Here is a 13058-nt window from a genome sequence, read left to right on the forward strand (position 1 = left end):
TGTTCATAGTTTCCCCTCTTTTACTGCTTTCTGAGCCAGAATCAGCCCGGCACACAGGCCAGAAGTGAATGCTATTTTTGCACGTTCTTGCTCTTCTTTGTCAGGAAGAGTTTTACAGACTTCTTCAGAATATGAATCAGCAGCATTCTTCACTATAGTCCTTATCTCTGGATATTCTTCTGATATCAGGTCATTTATCGGGTCTTTGTAAGTTTTTTCTTTCATGCTTCCATACCTCCTGTCAGCTGCAGCTGGACGCCACCTAACATGTATTCACCATTCTGAAGAGTCGCTGCATAGGACTCTTCACCTTCGTAACTGTCAATCACCTTCTTCTCCTCCTCATTCATTTCTGCATACCTCTTCCGGCCGTATGTTGGCGGCAGCCATTTCTTGCGCTGGCATCCAAACAGGTTAAACTTCTTCAGCAGTTCGGCATCGGTGAACGTGATGTGCACAGTGCCTTTTTTGTAAGCCGTCAGCGTGAAGTATTCAAACCGGATATCTTTGGTCCGTCCCTGTTCTCGTGCCTCGTCAAGGACCTGCATAACGTCTCTGTGTTCAACTTTCTCCCATGCGAGATATCGCAGAGTCTTGTCAATGTCGGCAATCTTCTCACGGGCTTTGTAGTCATAGAACGTCATGTCCTTCACAAGGTATCCATACAGCTGCATCGGCAAGATTACCTTCTTGTTGATTATCCAGCACTTGTTGCTATACCAGCCATCGAAATAGTGCCGGTTCCTCGAGGTCTCGTCATACCAGGAATGTTTGTCCGTGAGTTCATCGAAAAGACTGATTATGGTTGCCTCTGTCGCTGCAATCAGGCCGTTGGATAGTTCCAACCGTATAGCGTTGATATTGAAATCTGAAAAGTCGTAGTCCGCCAGCCGGTCAACGTCAGCCCTGCATTTGTCTAACAGATTGGAGGTGAACTTCTCTGTGAAATGAGGGTTCAGGAAAAGCCGGTGCCAGTATTTTTTTCTCATTCTCCTGAGGAACTCGTTCTCGTTTGCATCATCGGTGCAGCGGTAATCGTTGAAAGACAGTTTTAGAATAGCATCGCTGCCGGGCTCTCTTGAGATGTAAGGTTTCATTGCCTTGTAATCCCGGATGAGCTGGATGCCGGCTGAGGTTTCATAGTTGAACTGATCCACAGCAGAGCTGATGTAATCGTTCTCTGATAGGGCCGTTGCCTCAGGATTGTATTCCTTCTCAGGCATTGCCTTGTCGAGGGCGTCAAGGATTACGCTTTCCTCATCAGCCTGAGGTATTATCACTTTGACTAAGGCGATTTCAACATTAGTCTTTCTTTCAGCGGTTCGAAACTCATCTGGCAGGTAGGTGATTTCAGCATTGTAATCAGACAGCAATGTTTTCAAATAACTCTGGCCGTATGTTCTTGATCCCTTTTTAAGTGTAACAGCGTTGAGAAGGCACACGATTGCCCCGCCTCGCTGCATAAGGTCCAGAGCTTTCAGGAGATGCTTGTCGCCGTCGGCAAACGGTGGGTTCATGACAATCAGTGAATATCGTTTGAAAGTCGAGAACGTCAGGAAATCATCGTGAACTACTCTATACCCTTTGCCTTTCAACACATGCTGTAAGTCCGGATTAATCTCGATGCAGTCGATGTCGGCCAGATACGATTCCTGAGCATAGAGGCTCCGGGTGTGAGAGATTTTCATCCGCCTGCTGAGTTCGTCAGTCAGATCTCCCTTTCCGGCAGACGGCTCCAGAATAGAATCGACATACATGAAGTCGATTCCGGCCAGCATCTTGTCGATAAGAGCTGAAGGGGTGGGATAGAACCCCCTGAGTGAGGAGGTCATGAAGTTGCCTCCAGGACGACTGGATCAGCCCATTTATACAAATCACAGTGAAACTCTTTGTTTGCTCGATGCAGCGTGATTATCTGGCCGTTGTCTTCCAGATGCTGAATGTACTGCCCGACCTGTCGAGAGGTTTGGTTTGTTGCTTTGGCAATATCTCTGGCTGAAACTGTAGATTCAGCCGATTGCAGATATTCGATAATTTTTTTGGCAATCTGAGGTTTCATGCTTTGATCACCTCAATTGAGCAAACACCTGTATCTAACTGCTCATTTGTCCTTAGTCTATGCTTTTGAAGGTCTATGTAATCCGGATTTATTTCAATCAAAATACTGGATCGGTTTTGCTCCCGGGCGATATCCGCAACAGTGCCGGAACCTCCGAACGGGTCAAGCACTGTGCATGGAATTGGTATATTTCCTTCATGACTACAGCTGGGTTTCCATCCTAATGTTGTCCTTTTGTAATCTTTGAATGATGATCCTGGAGGAGCTTTCTGTCCTTTCTGCAGGTCTGCAGAGTGATCATGCCATCCATGACCGATTGTGCCGCCTTCAGCTTTCACAATTCTTTCCCAAGCGGCGCCGCAGTGCGGGCAGCATCCATATTCAGAAGTGCCTGCAAGGATACACCGTCTTGCAAGTTCATCTGAGAATGTTGCAAAATGAGCATCTGATCGGGATTGTGTTGCAATAGTCCAGACAGTCCGTAAATTTTTTCCCGTTGGTAAATCAACTGTCTTTGAAATTGCTTTACAAAAAGATGAATTTGCACGAATCTTAGATTTAGGATCTGCTGTTTTTGGGGGTGTTCCTGATCCTTTTGAATGTGCATTTCCAGTCTGTTCTTGCCTGACTACCTCTGCGTCATAAAAATATTGAGGATTTTTTGAAAACAAAAATACCTGTTCATGTGCTTTTGTTGGCCGGTCTGTGACAGATTCAGGCATTGCATTTGGTTTGTGCCAGATGATTTCTGATCTTAAAATCCATCCATCCTGCTGCAGAGCAATAGCGACTCTGGCAGGAATAAGCATAAGATTTTTTCCAGGAAGGCCATATCTAAAAAATCTGTTTGGTATAACGTCCTCTTTATCTCTTCTGAAAGATCCCTTTCTAAGTCTTGGCAAATTTACTGCGGCGCCGCCATTTTGAGAATACATTAAATCAGTATCTCCCCTTCCTACAGGGTTTGAAGTAGAGTATTTATCCCCTAAATTAAGCCAGAGCGTGCCATCATCTCTGAGAACTCTTTTAACTTCTTGGAATACTTCTACCATTTTCTGAAGGTATTCATTTACATTTGATTCAAGTCCTAACTGTCCGTCTATTCCATAATCTCTGACTGCCCAATAAGGAGGAGATGTTACAACGGTATGAACTGAATTGTCCGGCAGCTTTCGAAGACCTTCGAGGACATCAGCGTTTATAAGTAGGTGTTTCATGCCTCAGCCCCCTCTTCCATTCTGGCAAGTTCCTGCCGCTGCTCATTAGGCTGATTGTAGTATGTATGCCCTCCTCTCGGCCGGTGCCAGCCTTTGGCAGCCATAACTCTGCCGAGTGCAACCCCGTTCTTCCAGGGAGTTCTGACCTTACAGACAGTCTGATATTCAGGGATATCTTTTAATTTATCAATCAAGCCAGTGTAAGATATCCAGAACGTGGTTTCAAGTTCCGGTAAGACTTTTTCAACAGCTATAAGCAACAAGCCGGTATCTAGATGAATATTCAGGCCGGGATAATCGTCAGGATTAATTGCGTTCAGTGCCGGTGCAACCTCTTCCAGCAGCGGGCGGCACTTATCACAGAAGACATACTCTGAGTCTCTGTCAAGAGCTTTCTGACACACCAGACAAGTGGTATGCCAGCGCTGATTGTATTTGTAGAATTTATTAATAAAATCAAATTCGGCGGGTTTGTGTAGTAGTTTCATGGAATTTCCTCCTTTTTGCAGGGCTTGAGAGGCGCTTTGCTTCTCTGCCCTGCAGCGACCTGACAGGCCCAGGCATAAGGTGTCATCCAGTTGGACTGAGTCAGGTAGTCAAAAACGTAAACAGATAGCTGGGATGCTGATACTGCAGCGTTTGCAGTCGGGACAGAACAGTCCTCATCATTGACGAGAAACCCCGCTGCAAGGGCTTTCTTCTCGTCTTCAGGCGAGTAACGGTGATGAGGGTAAAGGTGGATGCACCCCTGCCCCCCCAGCAGCTGGTGAGTGTGCATCAAGTCGCTGAAGTGCTCGTCTCCGTTGATATGAAAGATAAGCTCATTCGGATTGCTACCGGCAACGAGGACGCCGTCTTTCATTCAGTTTCCCCCTCTGGCGCTGCATTGACATTTTCCCAGACCTTCAGCATTCCTAAAAACTGTTCTGCCGGCAGAGTCACCAGCCAGGGGGTTCTGTTTCGGCGGTGTGCTACTATTGGAATCCGATCCATCTCGGCGTCGCGAATACTCTGCTGCATGGCAGCGATGACATTGAGAGCTTCGACCCTCTTGACTTCGCAGTGCACTCCGGGTAAACCAACGACGTCTTCACCTTCGAGGCCGTTATACTGCTGCCCTCTTCTGCACCCGTCAAAACCATGCTCCCGGCAGAACTTTGCCCATTCGAGCTCGCCAGTCTTGCCCTTTCGCTTGCTGTTGATCATGCAGCGAACCCCCAGAGTTGAGTCTGTTTACTTTTATCGCTGTGATATTCCGGAGGGATGTAAACCCCTGTCTCAAAAATCTCTGTGATTTCTTCAGAGGTCAGTTCACGCAGCCCTTTTGCTCTACGGCGGCGCTGGATGGTTTCGATGTTAGTTACGACTGACATCATCAGGCACCGGCCCCCTCTGCAAAAAATGAAGATTTGTCCAAAACATCCCACTCGTCCATCTCCGTCCCTGTCAGCGTGGGGGTGTGAAGATCCTTTTTGAGCCAGACACAAGTCACAATAGACTTGAGATTGAACTCTCCCGGATAGAATCGCTGCATCAACACAGCTACCAGAGCCGGGGCAGATCTCATCTTCCCGTATTGATGATGAGTTGCAAAAACAGAACGGGGGAACTCGTTGAACGGCCTTGCAATAACACCGGTTACGACATAAACTGGATAATCTTCCCAGGAGGATCCGTCAGGTTTCATCAGCTGGATTTTATCGCCTGGTTGAAGGGTCTCAGTCAGCTTAGTTCCAAGACGAAAAGTTGTTACTACTGGCCCTGTAAAATTAGGATCTTCAAACTTCATCATCTTCATTTACAGACCCCCTGTAAAGTGAAATTTAAGGGATGATTTTCCTGAGAAAATAGAGCTGTTTTTACTAAGTGTCCCTTTGGGACACTTGGGGCATCTTATTGTAAAAGTATGTACATGAAAGAAGTACAATAGAAAGTTATGCAAACGTGCGACCCATGACCCATTAACTGCCCCAAAACATAGGTTGGGGCACATAGGGACATATAAAACCGTATGTTTACTAACTTCTATCTTTTTGATATGGTTTTTAATTTCCTGTGCCCTATGTGCCTCAAGATTATTTTTGAGGTTGTCAGTTTCAACATTTTTTGTTTCATGCTTCATCTGGAATCCCCATCCTTTCACTTACATTTTTTAGCTGTTCCTGAAGCTCCTGCTCCTTCTCATCAGAGGTCTTCCACCTCACCCCACGCCACATTCTGATACCTCCGTATTTGGTCTCCTGGATGTATTGTGCGGTCCTGATAATCTGTGCAAATTTGCGGGTCGTTGCCGGAGTTTCCCCCAGCCCCTCACACCATTTTTCATATGCCTCATAGAGCTCCTTTCTTGAGAGAGAAAGCTCCGGACACTCCTTAGTTTCATCGTCCAGAAAAGACCGGACTGTGTCGCTTTCAGTCCTGTAGCTCGCCGTTGCAACCTGCACTGCATCAGGGATATCCAAAGAGCCCCGGGCACGATACCGGCAGAACCCTTCCAGACACCAGTTCAGGATGCCTGAATCCTCCTGCAGCAGCACGTCCCCATAATTGGCAACCCTGTGCTCTGCAGGGATTATGATAGTAAACGGCCAGAGCTGTATTCTTCTCCAGATACCGTCATCCACACCTGTAATGCGGGGTTTGTGGTTCGTTGCCATGAAGATTTTAGCTTCAGGTTTGAAGGAAAACTCATTCTCGTAGAGCCTTCTGACTGTGACCTCATCGTCGCCTGTCAGCTGCTTAATCACAGACTCTGCCAGCCGGGCACCCTCATAAGGTTCCGAGGCTGTGACCAGTCTTGCTCCGACCATTCTGGCGATATCAGAACGGGGAGCCTCGCCTCTCTTCACCATGAGGGACTCCGCTGCAATGTTGATTGCATACTCTCCAAAAATGCGGGACAAAACCTTCATTGTCTCACTTTTTCCGTTCTTGCCGGTTCCATACAAAAAGAAGATCTGTTGCTCGGGATTGTCACCTAAGAGAGAGTACCCGCAGATCTCCTGAAACCCATCTATGAGTTCCCGGTCGCCGTCGAAAATAGTCTCCAGATGCTTCTCCCACAGAGGGCATTTTGCACCCGGAACGTAGTCAACATCCATGCACTTTGTCATGAGATCAGTCTTATCAGGAGCTCTTGCCTGTAGCGTAGATAAGTCCAGAGTGCAGTTTTTCAGGTTAATTAAAAACGGGTGACTGTCGAATTCGCTCGGCACTAAAGCGACATATGGCGTTGCACCTTTAATCATTGCTTCACGCTTTGACAGAGACTGAGTTGTCAGCCCCCATGCCGTTGTCCTGCGGAATTGCTCATCACTTACAGCCGATGCCTCGACCATAATCGACCGGGCTGTCATGGTCGCAATGCTCAAAATCTCATTGAGCTCGTCCCGCCTCCACCTGAGACCGTCCCAGATATACCAGGACTTAAAAGTGACACAAAAACGAAGCACATCCCCATACTGGTGAACAAGTCTGTCGGAGTTTCCGGCGTCCGTTAAGGCAAAGCCCTCCCCCACACAGGATTTAAGAGGCAGCGTTTCTGTAGATGTCTGCCATGACTCTATATCTTCTACTGAGACAGAGGAGACAAGGTCAGGAGCATCAGAAGTGCATATAGTACATGTGCCTTTTGTTGGATCAGACTCGTCATTATCATCAGCAGAGGGCTTCTGATTAGACATTTCGTCAACTGGAATGTCTGGCTGAACCTGTGTTTTCTGAGCAGTCTTGTTCTGCAGAGCCTGTTGTTTCTCAGCTTCAATGTCGGCCAGCTGCGGGCCGTAACCATACTTTTTTAGGGCGTCAAAGATGGCAGGCCAGTGCCCATGCAGACAGCCTTTTCCGGCCTCGCTGCAATCAATGATGCCTTCAGCAACAGCAAGAGCCTCAAGAGGACCTCCTCCCGTCTGATGACGACGGCAATACCATTTGTTGCCCATTGGGTCAACAATGTAATTGGACCCGGTCTCGCTGCCGTGTATCGGATGCTCTCCTTCAATCTGGTTATCTCTGGGTTTCGGATTAATAGGCATCAGGAAATGAGTTACTGTAAGACCGAGCCTGTCAACAAGGCTGCCGCCAGTTCCTCTGATATGATCAGGGATCCTTTGAGAGAGCTGTTCCCGGGCCTCTTCTTTTTTGTCAGTTGAGGTCTTGACCTTTGAAAAAATACCTTCACGGACTTCAGCATATGTGAGGGTTTTTAGTCCGAACTCATTCGCAATCATGTAAGGTTTCCCGGACGGGTGAATGGATGACGGACCTACACAGTAAGCCTTGCAGCCACTGGGCCGGATATCTCCCAGCTCTTCTCCAGTCTCTGGGTGGTACAGGATTATCTTTTTTGAATCCGGAAACCCGCTGCAGCGGAAATAAAAGTGCCCTCTGAATCCTTCTCCACCGGTTCTGACAAATAAAGTATCCATCAGGATATCCAGTGCCCCGATTTCTGACAATACCATGGCCTTGTCAGCGTCCAGGATACATACCCCTCCGGTTGGCATTACACCATAATTACCACCGGCTTTCAGGTGTTCAATCAGTTCAAGAGCGTTGGCAGGATAGTTATGATCCTTCTGCCAGCCTGGCTCAATAGCGGCTTTGTCTCCTGCTTTTACCTTAATAAAAATACAGTCCCGTAATTGTTCCGGGATTTCTATTGCCATTTAAATCACCCCTTGGGACTTGAGCAAAACGATATCGCTGTCACTCAGGTCTAAATATAAAATCATACGAATCCTTGCTGTCAGAGCCGAGGCTTCGACATGCTGACCAATATCAATCGCAGTCCGGCGCTGTTGTATTAGTTCATCCAGCTTGGATTTTGTTGCATCTGGCAACTCTTTACAAGCTGGAACTATTTCTTCAAGCAGCGCCACACTCAGTTTTTTGAGGGCGACTCCTGCAATTTCAGATGATTAAACGCACACCAACAGGTGCTTGTTTTAAAACTCACAAGGGCTTCGGTTGCTTTGATTTCCAGAATTTTCCCGGCCTCTTTATAGAGCGGGGAATTGGAATCAATTATCTGGACATACTGATTGTGTTTAAAGCAGTGAATCCGGCCTTCTTTTTTCAGGCCATACCAGGCCCCGTTGACAGACTGGTCTGAACGGTCAGAATCAAGGTATGCTTCCCGATATCCTGCAAGGGCAGATTTAACGTCCGGATACTTAGTCAGCAGTGCTTTCTCAGTATCAGTCCACTTACGCAGCGTCTTACCTGTAGAGTCCGTCCATTCTTTTTGCTCAACTACAGGGGCGGGCGGCTCAGTATCAGGAGCAGGTTTTAGTTCTGGTTCCCGCAACCCTGCTGCCACACAGTGCTGGTGAAAGCATGACGAGCACAACTCTTTACCTGAGATTACATACGACTCCTCTGCCTGCTTTTCAGTGATTGCAGACCCACAGGAATCACAGACAAAACCTGCCACGAGGGCTGACTCCTTAGGAGTTGCAGCCTGACACTCTTCCTGTCTGACCTGCTGAACAGCTTCTGCAAGCTCTGCATAGCCTTCTGGATCGTCATCATCTTCCTGTTCGGTTTCACATTCCTCACCAAATAGTTTGCAGAGATTTTCAACTCCGGAACTCTGTTGCTGCAGTTCTTCAGGATGTTCCGGATCTGAATATACAGAAGGGGCAGATATAATTTCAGAAAGAGTCTTTGGGATGATTCCTGCTCCTACAGTCTCATGAAGCACCTGGCTGTAAAGTTTCAGAGCAGTGTCGCCATTGACAGCTGCCTCTTTTGAAAGGAGTGGTGTGGAGGAAGTATCTTCCAGTACCTGAAAAACAACAGTATAACTCATGTTGATCCCCCTTTATGGAATGCTGCAAGACACTTTTGACAGAGCACTTTGCCGGCAAACATCTTTGCCATGCTTGCGACGTTGGCAGGAACCTCCGCCCCACAGTCTGCACAGAACAGGCCGCTGCCTACGTTTGCAGTGACTGGCTCGGCTGGTTTTTCAGGAGCAGCAGGAGTTGTATCTACAGGGGGAGCAGCGGCCTGAGGTTTCTTATCAGGGACGATATCCCCGCGTCTTTTCGCTTTCTCCCGTTCCACTTCTGCTTTTTGCTCTGCAGTGCGTTTGTCCATACAATCCTTACACATATACCTGCCCGGCCCCAGGATGTACTTTGATGTTTCAAGAGCGGTTTTTGAGATCAATTCCCCGCAACCTTCACATTTGCGATTTGACATCTCTGGGCGGTTCTCTGATTTAGGGGAGGTCTTTTCTTCCTTAGGAGATTTAGCAGGGGCCGGTTCTGCTACAGGTGCTGCTTCTGGGGCCTTAGTTTTCTCTGCGGTCTTTGTTGGCGTAGCAGGAACGGTCTGCTTTGGTTTGGGTTTTTCAGGCTTAGCAGGTTTGACCTCGGCAGTGAATCCCTCTGGGGTCTCTGCCTTCTTCTTGTCTTCCCACCACTTGCCGAAACAGTTCCGACACATAGGTTTGCCGCCAGTTTCAGCCTGAATCTTTTCCTGAAGGTTAGCCTCAACAAGCCTCCCGCAGACAGAACATGCGTTCGGGTCGTTGATGGTCTGAGATTCCGGCATCTTAACATCGTCAATCTCTTCCTGAGAATACATCCCGGTGACGCTGAATGCAAGTCTCAGGGCCTGTGCCTCTGCAACCTTCTGAATCATTGTCCTGGGTTTTGATTTCCACAATGCCTTTCCTGTATTATATTCCGATCCATAGACTTCCCTGTAAAAGGGTTTGCTCATGTCCTTGCGGAATACTCTTGCCCATCCGACAAGTTCATCATCTTCTTTGCGAACTCCGGATTCCATGCCATCAAAGTGACCTGACCTGTGAGCAATTACAAGCAAACCGTCTCTGCCACAGAATATCTGTGCAGGACTATTGGGATACTTCACTGCCCAGATCTGCCTTGACAGCGGATCAAGGCCGTATCTTGTTGCAAGATGTATCAGAAGCTGGAACTCGTTGTCAGTGCAGTCTTTTGCACAGATATTCTTGATGAGCTGAATTTTCTCAGCACTTAGATCCTGTAATGCAACGCCGTTATCTTGAGTTGCAGGAACATCTGTCATCTCAAACACCCCCTGCGAGTCTCACGGCTCTGTGATAAAGAATGGTTTTGAGAGGGAGCTCTGTAGGAGTCCTGACTCCATACATACTCATGTCCTCTTTGAGGTGAGCCTGTCGCTGCCTGATGTGTATCAGCTGCTGTGTGTCGGGACTCATGCCACCACCTTCTTACCTGAAAGAACGCCAGTCTTTGTCTTGTTGATTACAAACTCAATCTTCGGGTTGCCCTGTGGAGTTCTGGTGACACATTTGTCATCAACGCCTTTTCCTCCGACGAGCTTGTCTGCTTCAGTGACTTTGATTTTGACCTCTGCAAGTTGGTTAAAGTATTCCTCTCCGTAAATCTCACGGAACTTTTCAGGAATTACTGCCCGGACGGTTTTCTGAACCAGCTTGTAAGTGCCGGCCGTTGTGACTTTACTTTCATGACCCAGATTACGGGCTCTCTCAAGACATGCAACCTGCAGGTCGCGAAGGCTGTCAATCCTATTGTTTAGGTCTTTAACAGACTCAGCATACTCAGCCTCGCATTCTTTGAGGGTCTGCTGTGCAGCGAGATACTTTTCAGAGCTTTCCATCTCACCTCTTTTCATCTTGTTCTCGTCAACAAGGATTAATTCCCTTTCACGAGCCATCCATGCGGTTTCCAGGAGAAGAGTCTCATCAGTGTCTTCTGCCAGCTGCTTTGCAGGTACTTCAACAGGCTGCTGCTGGGTTACTGGCATCATCTCAGCTTCAGACATTGTCACTCACCCCCTTCTGTGCCGCTTTTTGCATCACATTATGGGCCTGTTGTCCGACAGAGGTGTGTAAGGTAGTCTCCGGGCTCTCAGCAGGGAACCAGACTCTGCGTTGCCCTGGCCGAGTGACATCCCACGCAGGAGACTCTATTTCCTCTTCACGATCAACGCCGCCAATGGCAAGGACCTTGAACGGAGAACCGGGTTCGGGGTTTTCAAGAAGGACCAGAGCGATGTCATCAAAAGCTCCGAGCACCCTGCCAATAGAAATAATGCCGGTTGCCTTTTCTTTAAGCAGCGACACCGCTTCGCACTGTTGCGGGGTTGCAGGGGGGAGTCTGGCTTCAATACCTCTGATAATTTCGCTGAATCTGAAATGAGGCAGACCTGTTGCGATTGCTCTCTCAATGTAAACCTTTGCCGAGTCTGCATCCTGGCTGTGTGCGACACGGTCAAGAGCAAGAAGCATATCCTTCTGTGCTAACTCATCAGCGTTGTAAACTGACGGTATGGCTGATGCTCCTAGTATTTCGGATTCCGACATCAGTTTTCACCCTCTTTAACGATACAGACCTTTGCAGCACTCAGGCGGTTTGCATAATCTTCGTCAGTCGATTCCAGTAACATATCACCTGCAACGGCATCGCAGACATTTTTCACAAGCCCCTTGAGATCTTTTCCATAGATTCTCCAGGACTCGCAGGGCTTTCCCTCAAAATCAGGCAGAGCGATATCCACAGCAAAGTCTGACATCAGTTTTCACCTGCCTTTACAAGCTCCATCAGACTATTGAGCTTTCCAATACCTGAATCACAAGTCATGCAACAGAAATCCGGATATTTAAAAATACATCCATCACATCCGACCTCAGCCCCCTGCTGGCAGTTAAATTCCAGAGCCCTGACAAACTCGTCAATGAGCTCAGGATTCTTTTGATAAACTGCCCGCAGGTTTATGAGATGCTCAGCGGATTTTTCTTTGATACCAAGAGTCTTTTCAGAGTTCATCGGCAACACCTCCGTCAGCCCCGACGCTGGGGATTGAGGTCAAAAACTTCTGCTCCTGATACTCTTTGAACCCCTTGCAGACGTCTATCTCATTTATACCAATTCGGCTCGGTGCAAGGTTATCCAGGTATTCAAGGAAATGCTCGGCCTCATTACCAATCGGGGCGATGAATACTTCTATTGAATCTGTGAGGTCTCCCTCATCATCTACTACAAATACGCCGCACTCTTCTGCAAACTCTGGTTTCCTGTAAACTACAGGGTCGCCGTTCTTGGGGACCCAGTCTTCTGGAACCTCTTCAGGTTCGCGGGCTGCCATGTGGGGATCGAAGGACTGAATAGTGACTTTAGGTTCATCACTCTCAGCCGAAATGAACTCAGCCAGTGTCCGGTTCACAGGAACTTTGAAAGAGACGACACCTTTTACAGCGGTGTGCTGACAGCTGATCAGATGATCCATTGAATCAGAGCCTGTCATCTTCCGGAACACCTTTCTCATTGTTCGTTCAAGCTCATCCACACAATCGGTAAAAGAGTATTCATCAACCAGAATATCCAGCTGCTTCTGCTCGCCTCTCCAGAATGTGTCCCCGTCTTCGTCGAGTTTTTTTGTGAAGGTGCAGGGATAGATCATTTTACCCATTACTCATCCCCTCCGACACGGCTGTTAAGGGAGAATGTAACACGATACTGGTTGCTCTGCACCATCTGAATCTTTACAGTCTGGAGTCTGCCGCCATACTTGGCAGCCAGCGCTTTCATGACGCCGGATAAAAGGTGTACCGGATACTCTCCGACAAGGGTTTCAGGTTCCTGAGACTCCATACCTCTGAGTGCATCCTCGTTCTGTGGGCGGTTCCGCATCGTCCGGCTCATTAATGTGCCTGAACGTGCAATACTTCTGTTGTCCGTTCCCCGTTCCTTTGATTTGGTCGTCGTTGAAACAGAGGGGCGGACTTCTATTATTTCACACAT

General features: G+C 47.9%; 20 protein-coding genes. All 20 read right to left on the reverse strand.

The features are described from left to right. Positions 1-3: 3 nt before the first annotated feature. Positions 4-225 carry a hypothetical protein gene (locus ACTB1O_RS02935; RefSeq protein ID WP_462993644.1) on the reverse strand — a complete coding sequence of 74 codons (222 nt, stop codon included), beginning with the start codon at positions 223-225 and terminating at the stop codon, positions 4-6. After that, positions 222-1832, reverse strand: coding sequence for a DUF4942 domain-containing protein (locus tag ACTB1O_RS02940; RefSeq protein ID WP_462993645.1), 1611 nt, complete (start codon positions 1830-1832; stop codon positions 222-224). The genes ACTB1O_RS02935 and ACTB1O_RS02940 overlap by 4 nt, the downstream gene beginning before the upstream one ends. Then, positions 1829-2059 (reverse strand): winged helix-turn-helix domain-containing protein, encoded by a 231-nt coding sequence (locus ACTB1O_RS02945; protein WP_462993646.1) that lies wholly within the window; start codon positions 2057-2059, stop codon positions 1829-1831. Before ACTB1O_RS02945 ends, ACTB1O_RS02940 begins: the two co-directional genes overlap by 4 nt. Next, on the reverse strand, positions 2056-3276 hold the full coding sequence (locus tag ACTB1O_RS02950; protein WP_462993647.1) for a DNA-methyltransferase: 1221 nt from the start codon (positions 3274-3276) through the stop codon (positions 2056-2058). The genes ACTB1O_RS02945 and ACTB1O_RS02950 overlap by 4 nt, the downstream gene beginning before the upstream one ends. Further along, a complete protein-coding gene (locus ACTB1O_RS02955) occupies positions 3273-3764 on the reverse strand; it encodes a hypothetical protein (RefSeq protein WP_462993648.1) in 492 nt (163 codons plus the stop codon). Before ACTB1O_RS02955 ends, ACTB1O_RS02950 begins: the two co-directional genes overlap by 4 nt. Continuing rightward, the gene (locus ACTB1O_RS02960) at positions 3761-4054 is read right to left on the reverse strand and encodes a hypothetical protein (protein ID WP_462993649.1); all 294 of its coding nucleotides are present in this window, start codon (positions 4052-4054) and stop codon (positions 3761-3763) included. Before ACTB1O_RS02960 ends, ACTB1O_RS02955 begins: the two co-directional genes overlap by 4 nt. Before the next feature lie 80 nt (positions 4055-4134). After that, positions 4135-4344 (reverse strand): hypothetical protein, encoded by a 210-nt coding sequence (locus ACTB1O_RS02965; RefSeq protein WP_462993650.1) that lies wholly within the window; start codon positions 4342-4344, stop codon positions 4135-4137. A 134-nt stretch (positions 4345-4478) separates the two neighbouring features. Further along, positions 4479-4652: a hypothetical protein gene (locus ACTB1O_RS02970; protein ID WP_462993651.1), complete on the reverse strand. Its 174-nt coding sequence runs from the start codon at positions 4650-4652 to the stop codon at positions 4479-4481. After that, positions 4652-5074, reverse strand: coding sequence for a hypothetical protein (locus ACTB1O_RS02975; protein ID WP_462993652.1), 423 nt, complete (start codon positions 5072-5074; stop codon positions 4652-4654). Before ACTB1O_RS02975 ends, ACTB1O_RS02970 begins: the two co-directional genes overlap by 1 nt. Before the next feature lie 313 nt (positions 5075-5387). Beyond that, a complete protein-coding gene (locus ACTB1O_RS02980; RefSeq protein ID WP_462993653.1) occupies positions 5388-7943 on the reverse strand; it encodes a phage/plasmid primase, P4 family in 2556 nt (851 codons plus the stop codon). Then, positions 7944-8156 (reverse strand): hypothetical protein, encoded by a 213-nt coding sequence (locus ACTB1O_RS02985; protein WP_462993654.1) that lies wholly within the window; start codon positions 8154-8156, stop codon positions 7944-7946. Between the two features lie 2 nt (positions 8157-8158). Beyond that, entirely contained in the window at positions 8159-9088 is a 930-nt protein-coding gene (locus tag ACTB1O_RS02990) for a hypothetical protein (RefSeq protein ID WP_462993655.1), read from the reverse strand. Then, positions 9085-10338, reverse strand: coding sequence for a phage recombination protein Bet (gene bet, locus ACTB1O_RS02995; RefSeq protein ID WP_462993656.1), 1254 nt, complete (start codon positions 10336-10338; stop codon positions 9085-9087). The genes ACTB1O_RS02990 and bet overlap by 4 nt, the downstream gene beginning before the upstream one ends. A 1-nt stretch (position 10339) precedes the next feature. Further along, on the reverse strand, positions 10340-10492 hold the full coding sequence (locus ACTB1O_RS03000; RefSeq protein WP_462993657.1) for a hypothetical protein: 153 nt from the start codon (positions 10490-10492) through the stop codon (positions 10340-10342). Next, a complete protein-coding gene (locus tag ACTB1O_RS03005; protein ID WP_462993658.1) occupies positions 10489-11079 on the reverse strand; it encodes a hypothetical protein in 591 nt (196 codons plus the stop codon). Before ACTB1O_RS03005 ends, ACTB1O_RS03000 begins: the two co-directional genes overlap by 4 nt. Continuing rightward, entirely contained in the window at positions 11072-11620 is a 549-nt protein-coding gene (locus ACTB1O_RS03010) for a hypothetical protein (RefSeq protein WP_462993659.1), read from the reverse strand. The genes ACTB1O_RS03005 and ACTB1O_RS03010 overlap by 8 nt, the downstream gene beginning before the upstream one ends. Then, positions 11620-11829: a hypothetical protein gene (locus ACTB1O_RS03015; RefSeq protein ID WP_462993660.1), complete on the reverse strand. Its 210-nt coding sequence runs from the start codon at positions 11827-11829 to the stop codon at positions 11620-11622. The genes ACTB1O_RS03010 and ACTB1O_RS03015 overlap by 1 nt, the downstream gene beginning before the upstream one ends. Further along, positions 11829-12083, reverse strand: a complete 255-nt coding sequence (locus ACTB1O_RS03020) for a hypothetical protein (RefSeq protein ID WP_462993661.1) — start codon at positions 12081-12083, stop codon at positions 11829-11831. Before ACTB1O_RS03020 ends, ACTB1O_RS03015 begins: the two co-directional genes overlap by 1 nt. Beyond that, positions 12073-12726, reverse strand: coding sequence for a hypothetical protein (locus tag ACTB1O_RS03025; protein WP_462993662.1), 654 nt, complete (start codon positions 12724-12726; stop codon positions 12073-12075). Before ACTB1O_RS03025 ends, ACTB1O_RS03020 begins: the two co-directional genes overlap by 11 nt. Continuing rightward, positions 12726-13058, reverse strand: a complete 333-nt coding sequence (locus ACTB1O_RS03030) for a hypothetical protein (RefSeq protein ID WP_462993663.1) — start codon at positions 13056-13058, stop codon at positions 12726-12728. The genes ACTB1O_RS03025 and ACTB1O_RS03030 overlap by 1 nt, the downstream gene beginning before the upstream one ends.

The sequence above is a fragment of the Methanomicrobium sp. genome, from assembly GCF_055145805.1.

What these genes read in the sequence shown, in the direction of transcription:
- ACTB1O_RS02955 (WP_462993648.1), bottom strand. Translation starts at nt 3,764, where the DNA reads ATGAAACTACTACACAAACCCGCCGAATTTGATTTTATTAATAAATTC.
- ACTB1O_RS02970 (WP_462993651.1), bottom strand. Translation starts at nt 4,652, where the DNA reads ATGATGTCAGTCGTAACTAACATCGAAACCATCCAGCGCCGCCGTAGA.
- ACTB1O_RS03010 (WP_462993659.1), bottom strand. Translation starts at nt 11,620, where the DNA reads ATGTCGGAATCCGAAATACTAGGAGCATCAGCCATACCGTCAGTTTAC.
- ACTB1O_RS03015 (WP_462993660.1), bottom strand. Translation starts at nt 11,829, where the DNA reads ATGTCAGACTTTGCTGTGGATATCGCTCTGCCTGATTTTGAGGGAAAG.
- ACTB1O_RS02975 (WP_462993652.1), bottom strand. Translation starts at nt 5,074, where the DNA reads ATGAAGATGATGAAGTTTGAAGATCCTAATTTTACAGGGCCAGTAGTA.
- ACTB1O_RS02960 (WP_462993649.1), bottom strand. Translation starts at nt 4,054, where the DNA reads ATGCACACTCACCAGCTGCTGGGGGGGCAGGGGTGCATCCACCTTTAC.
- ACTB1O_RS02990 (WP_462993655.1), bottom strand. Translation starts at nt 9,088, where the DNA reads ATGAGTTATACTGTTGTTTTTCAGGTACTGGAAGATACTTCCTCCACA.
- ACTB1O_RS03025 (WP_462993662.1), bottom strand. Translation starts at nt 12,726, where the DNA reads ATGGGTAAAATGATCTATCCCTGCACCTTCACAAAAAAACTCGACGAA.
- ACTB1O_RS02940 (WP_462993645.1), bottom strand. Translation starts at nt 1,832, where the DNA reads ATGACCTCCTCACTCAGGGGGTTCTATCCCACCCCTTCAGCTCTTATC.
- ACTB1O_RS02945 (WP_462993646.1), bottom strand. Translation starts at nt 2,059, where the DNA reads ATGAAACCTCAGATTGCCAAAAAAATTATCGAATATCTGCAATCGGCT.
- bet (WP_462993656.1), bottom strand. Translation starts at nt 10,338, where the DNA reads ATGACAGATGTTCCTGCAACTCAAGATAACGGCGTTGCATTACAGGAT.
- ACTB1O_RS02980 (WP_462993653.1), bottom strand. Translation starts at nt 7,943, where the DNA reads ATGGCAATAGAAATCCCGGAACAATTACGGGACTGTATTTTTATTAAG.
- ACTB1O_RS03020 (WP_462993661.1), bottom strand. Translation starts at nt 12,083, where the DNA reads ATGAACTCTGAAAAGACTCTTGGTATCAAAGAAAAATCCGCTGAGCAT.
- ACTB1O_RS03030 (WP_462993663.1), bottom strand. Translation starts at nt 13,058, where the DNA reads ATGTGTGAAATAATAGAAGTCCGCCCCTCTGTTTCAACGACGACCAAA.
- ACTB1O_RS03000 (WP_462993657.1), bottom strand. Translation starts at nt 10,492, where the DNA reads ATGAGTCCCGACACACAGCAGCTGATACACATCAGGCAGCGACAGGCT.
- ACTB1O_RS03005 (WP_462993658.1), bottom strand. Translation starts at nt 11,079, where the DNA reads ATGTCTGAAGCTGAGATGATGCCAGTAACCCAGCAGCAGCCTGTTGAA.
- ACTB1O_RS02935 (WP_462993644.1), bottom strand. Translation starts at nt 225, where the DNA reads ATGAAAGAAAAAACTTACAAAGACCCGATAAATGACCTGATATCAGAA.
- ACTB1O_RS02950 (WP_462993647.1), bottom strand. Translation starts at nt 3,276, where the DNA reads ATGAAACACCTACTTATAAACGCTGATGTCCTCGAAGGTCTTCGAAAG.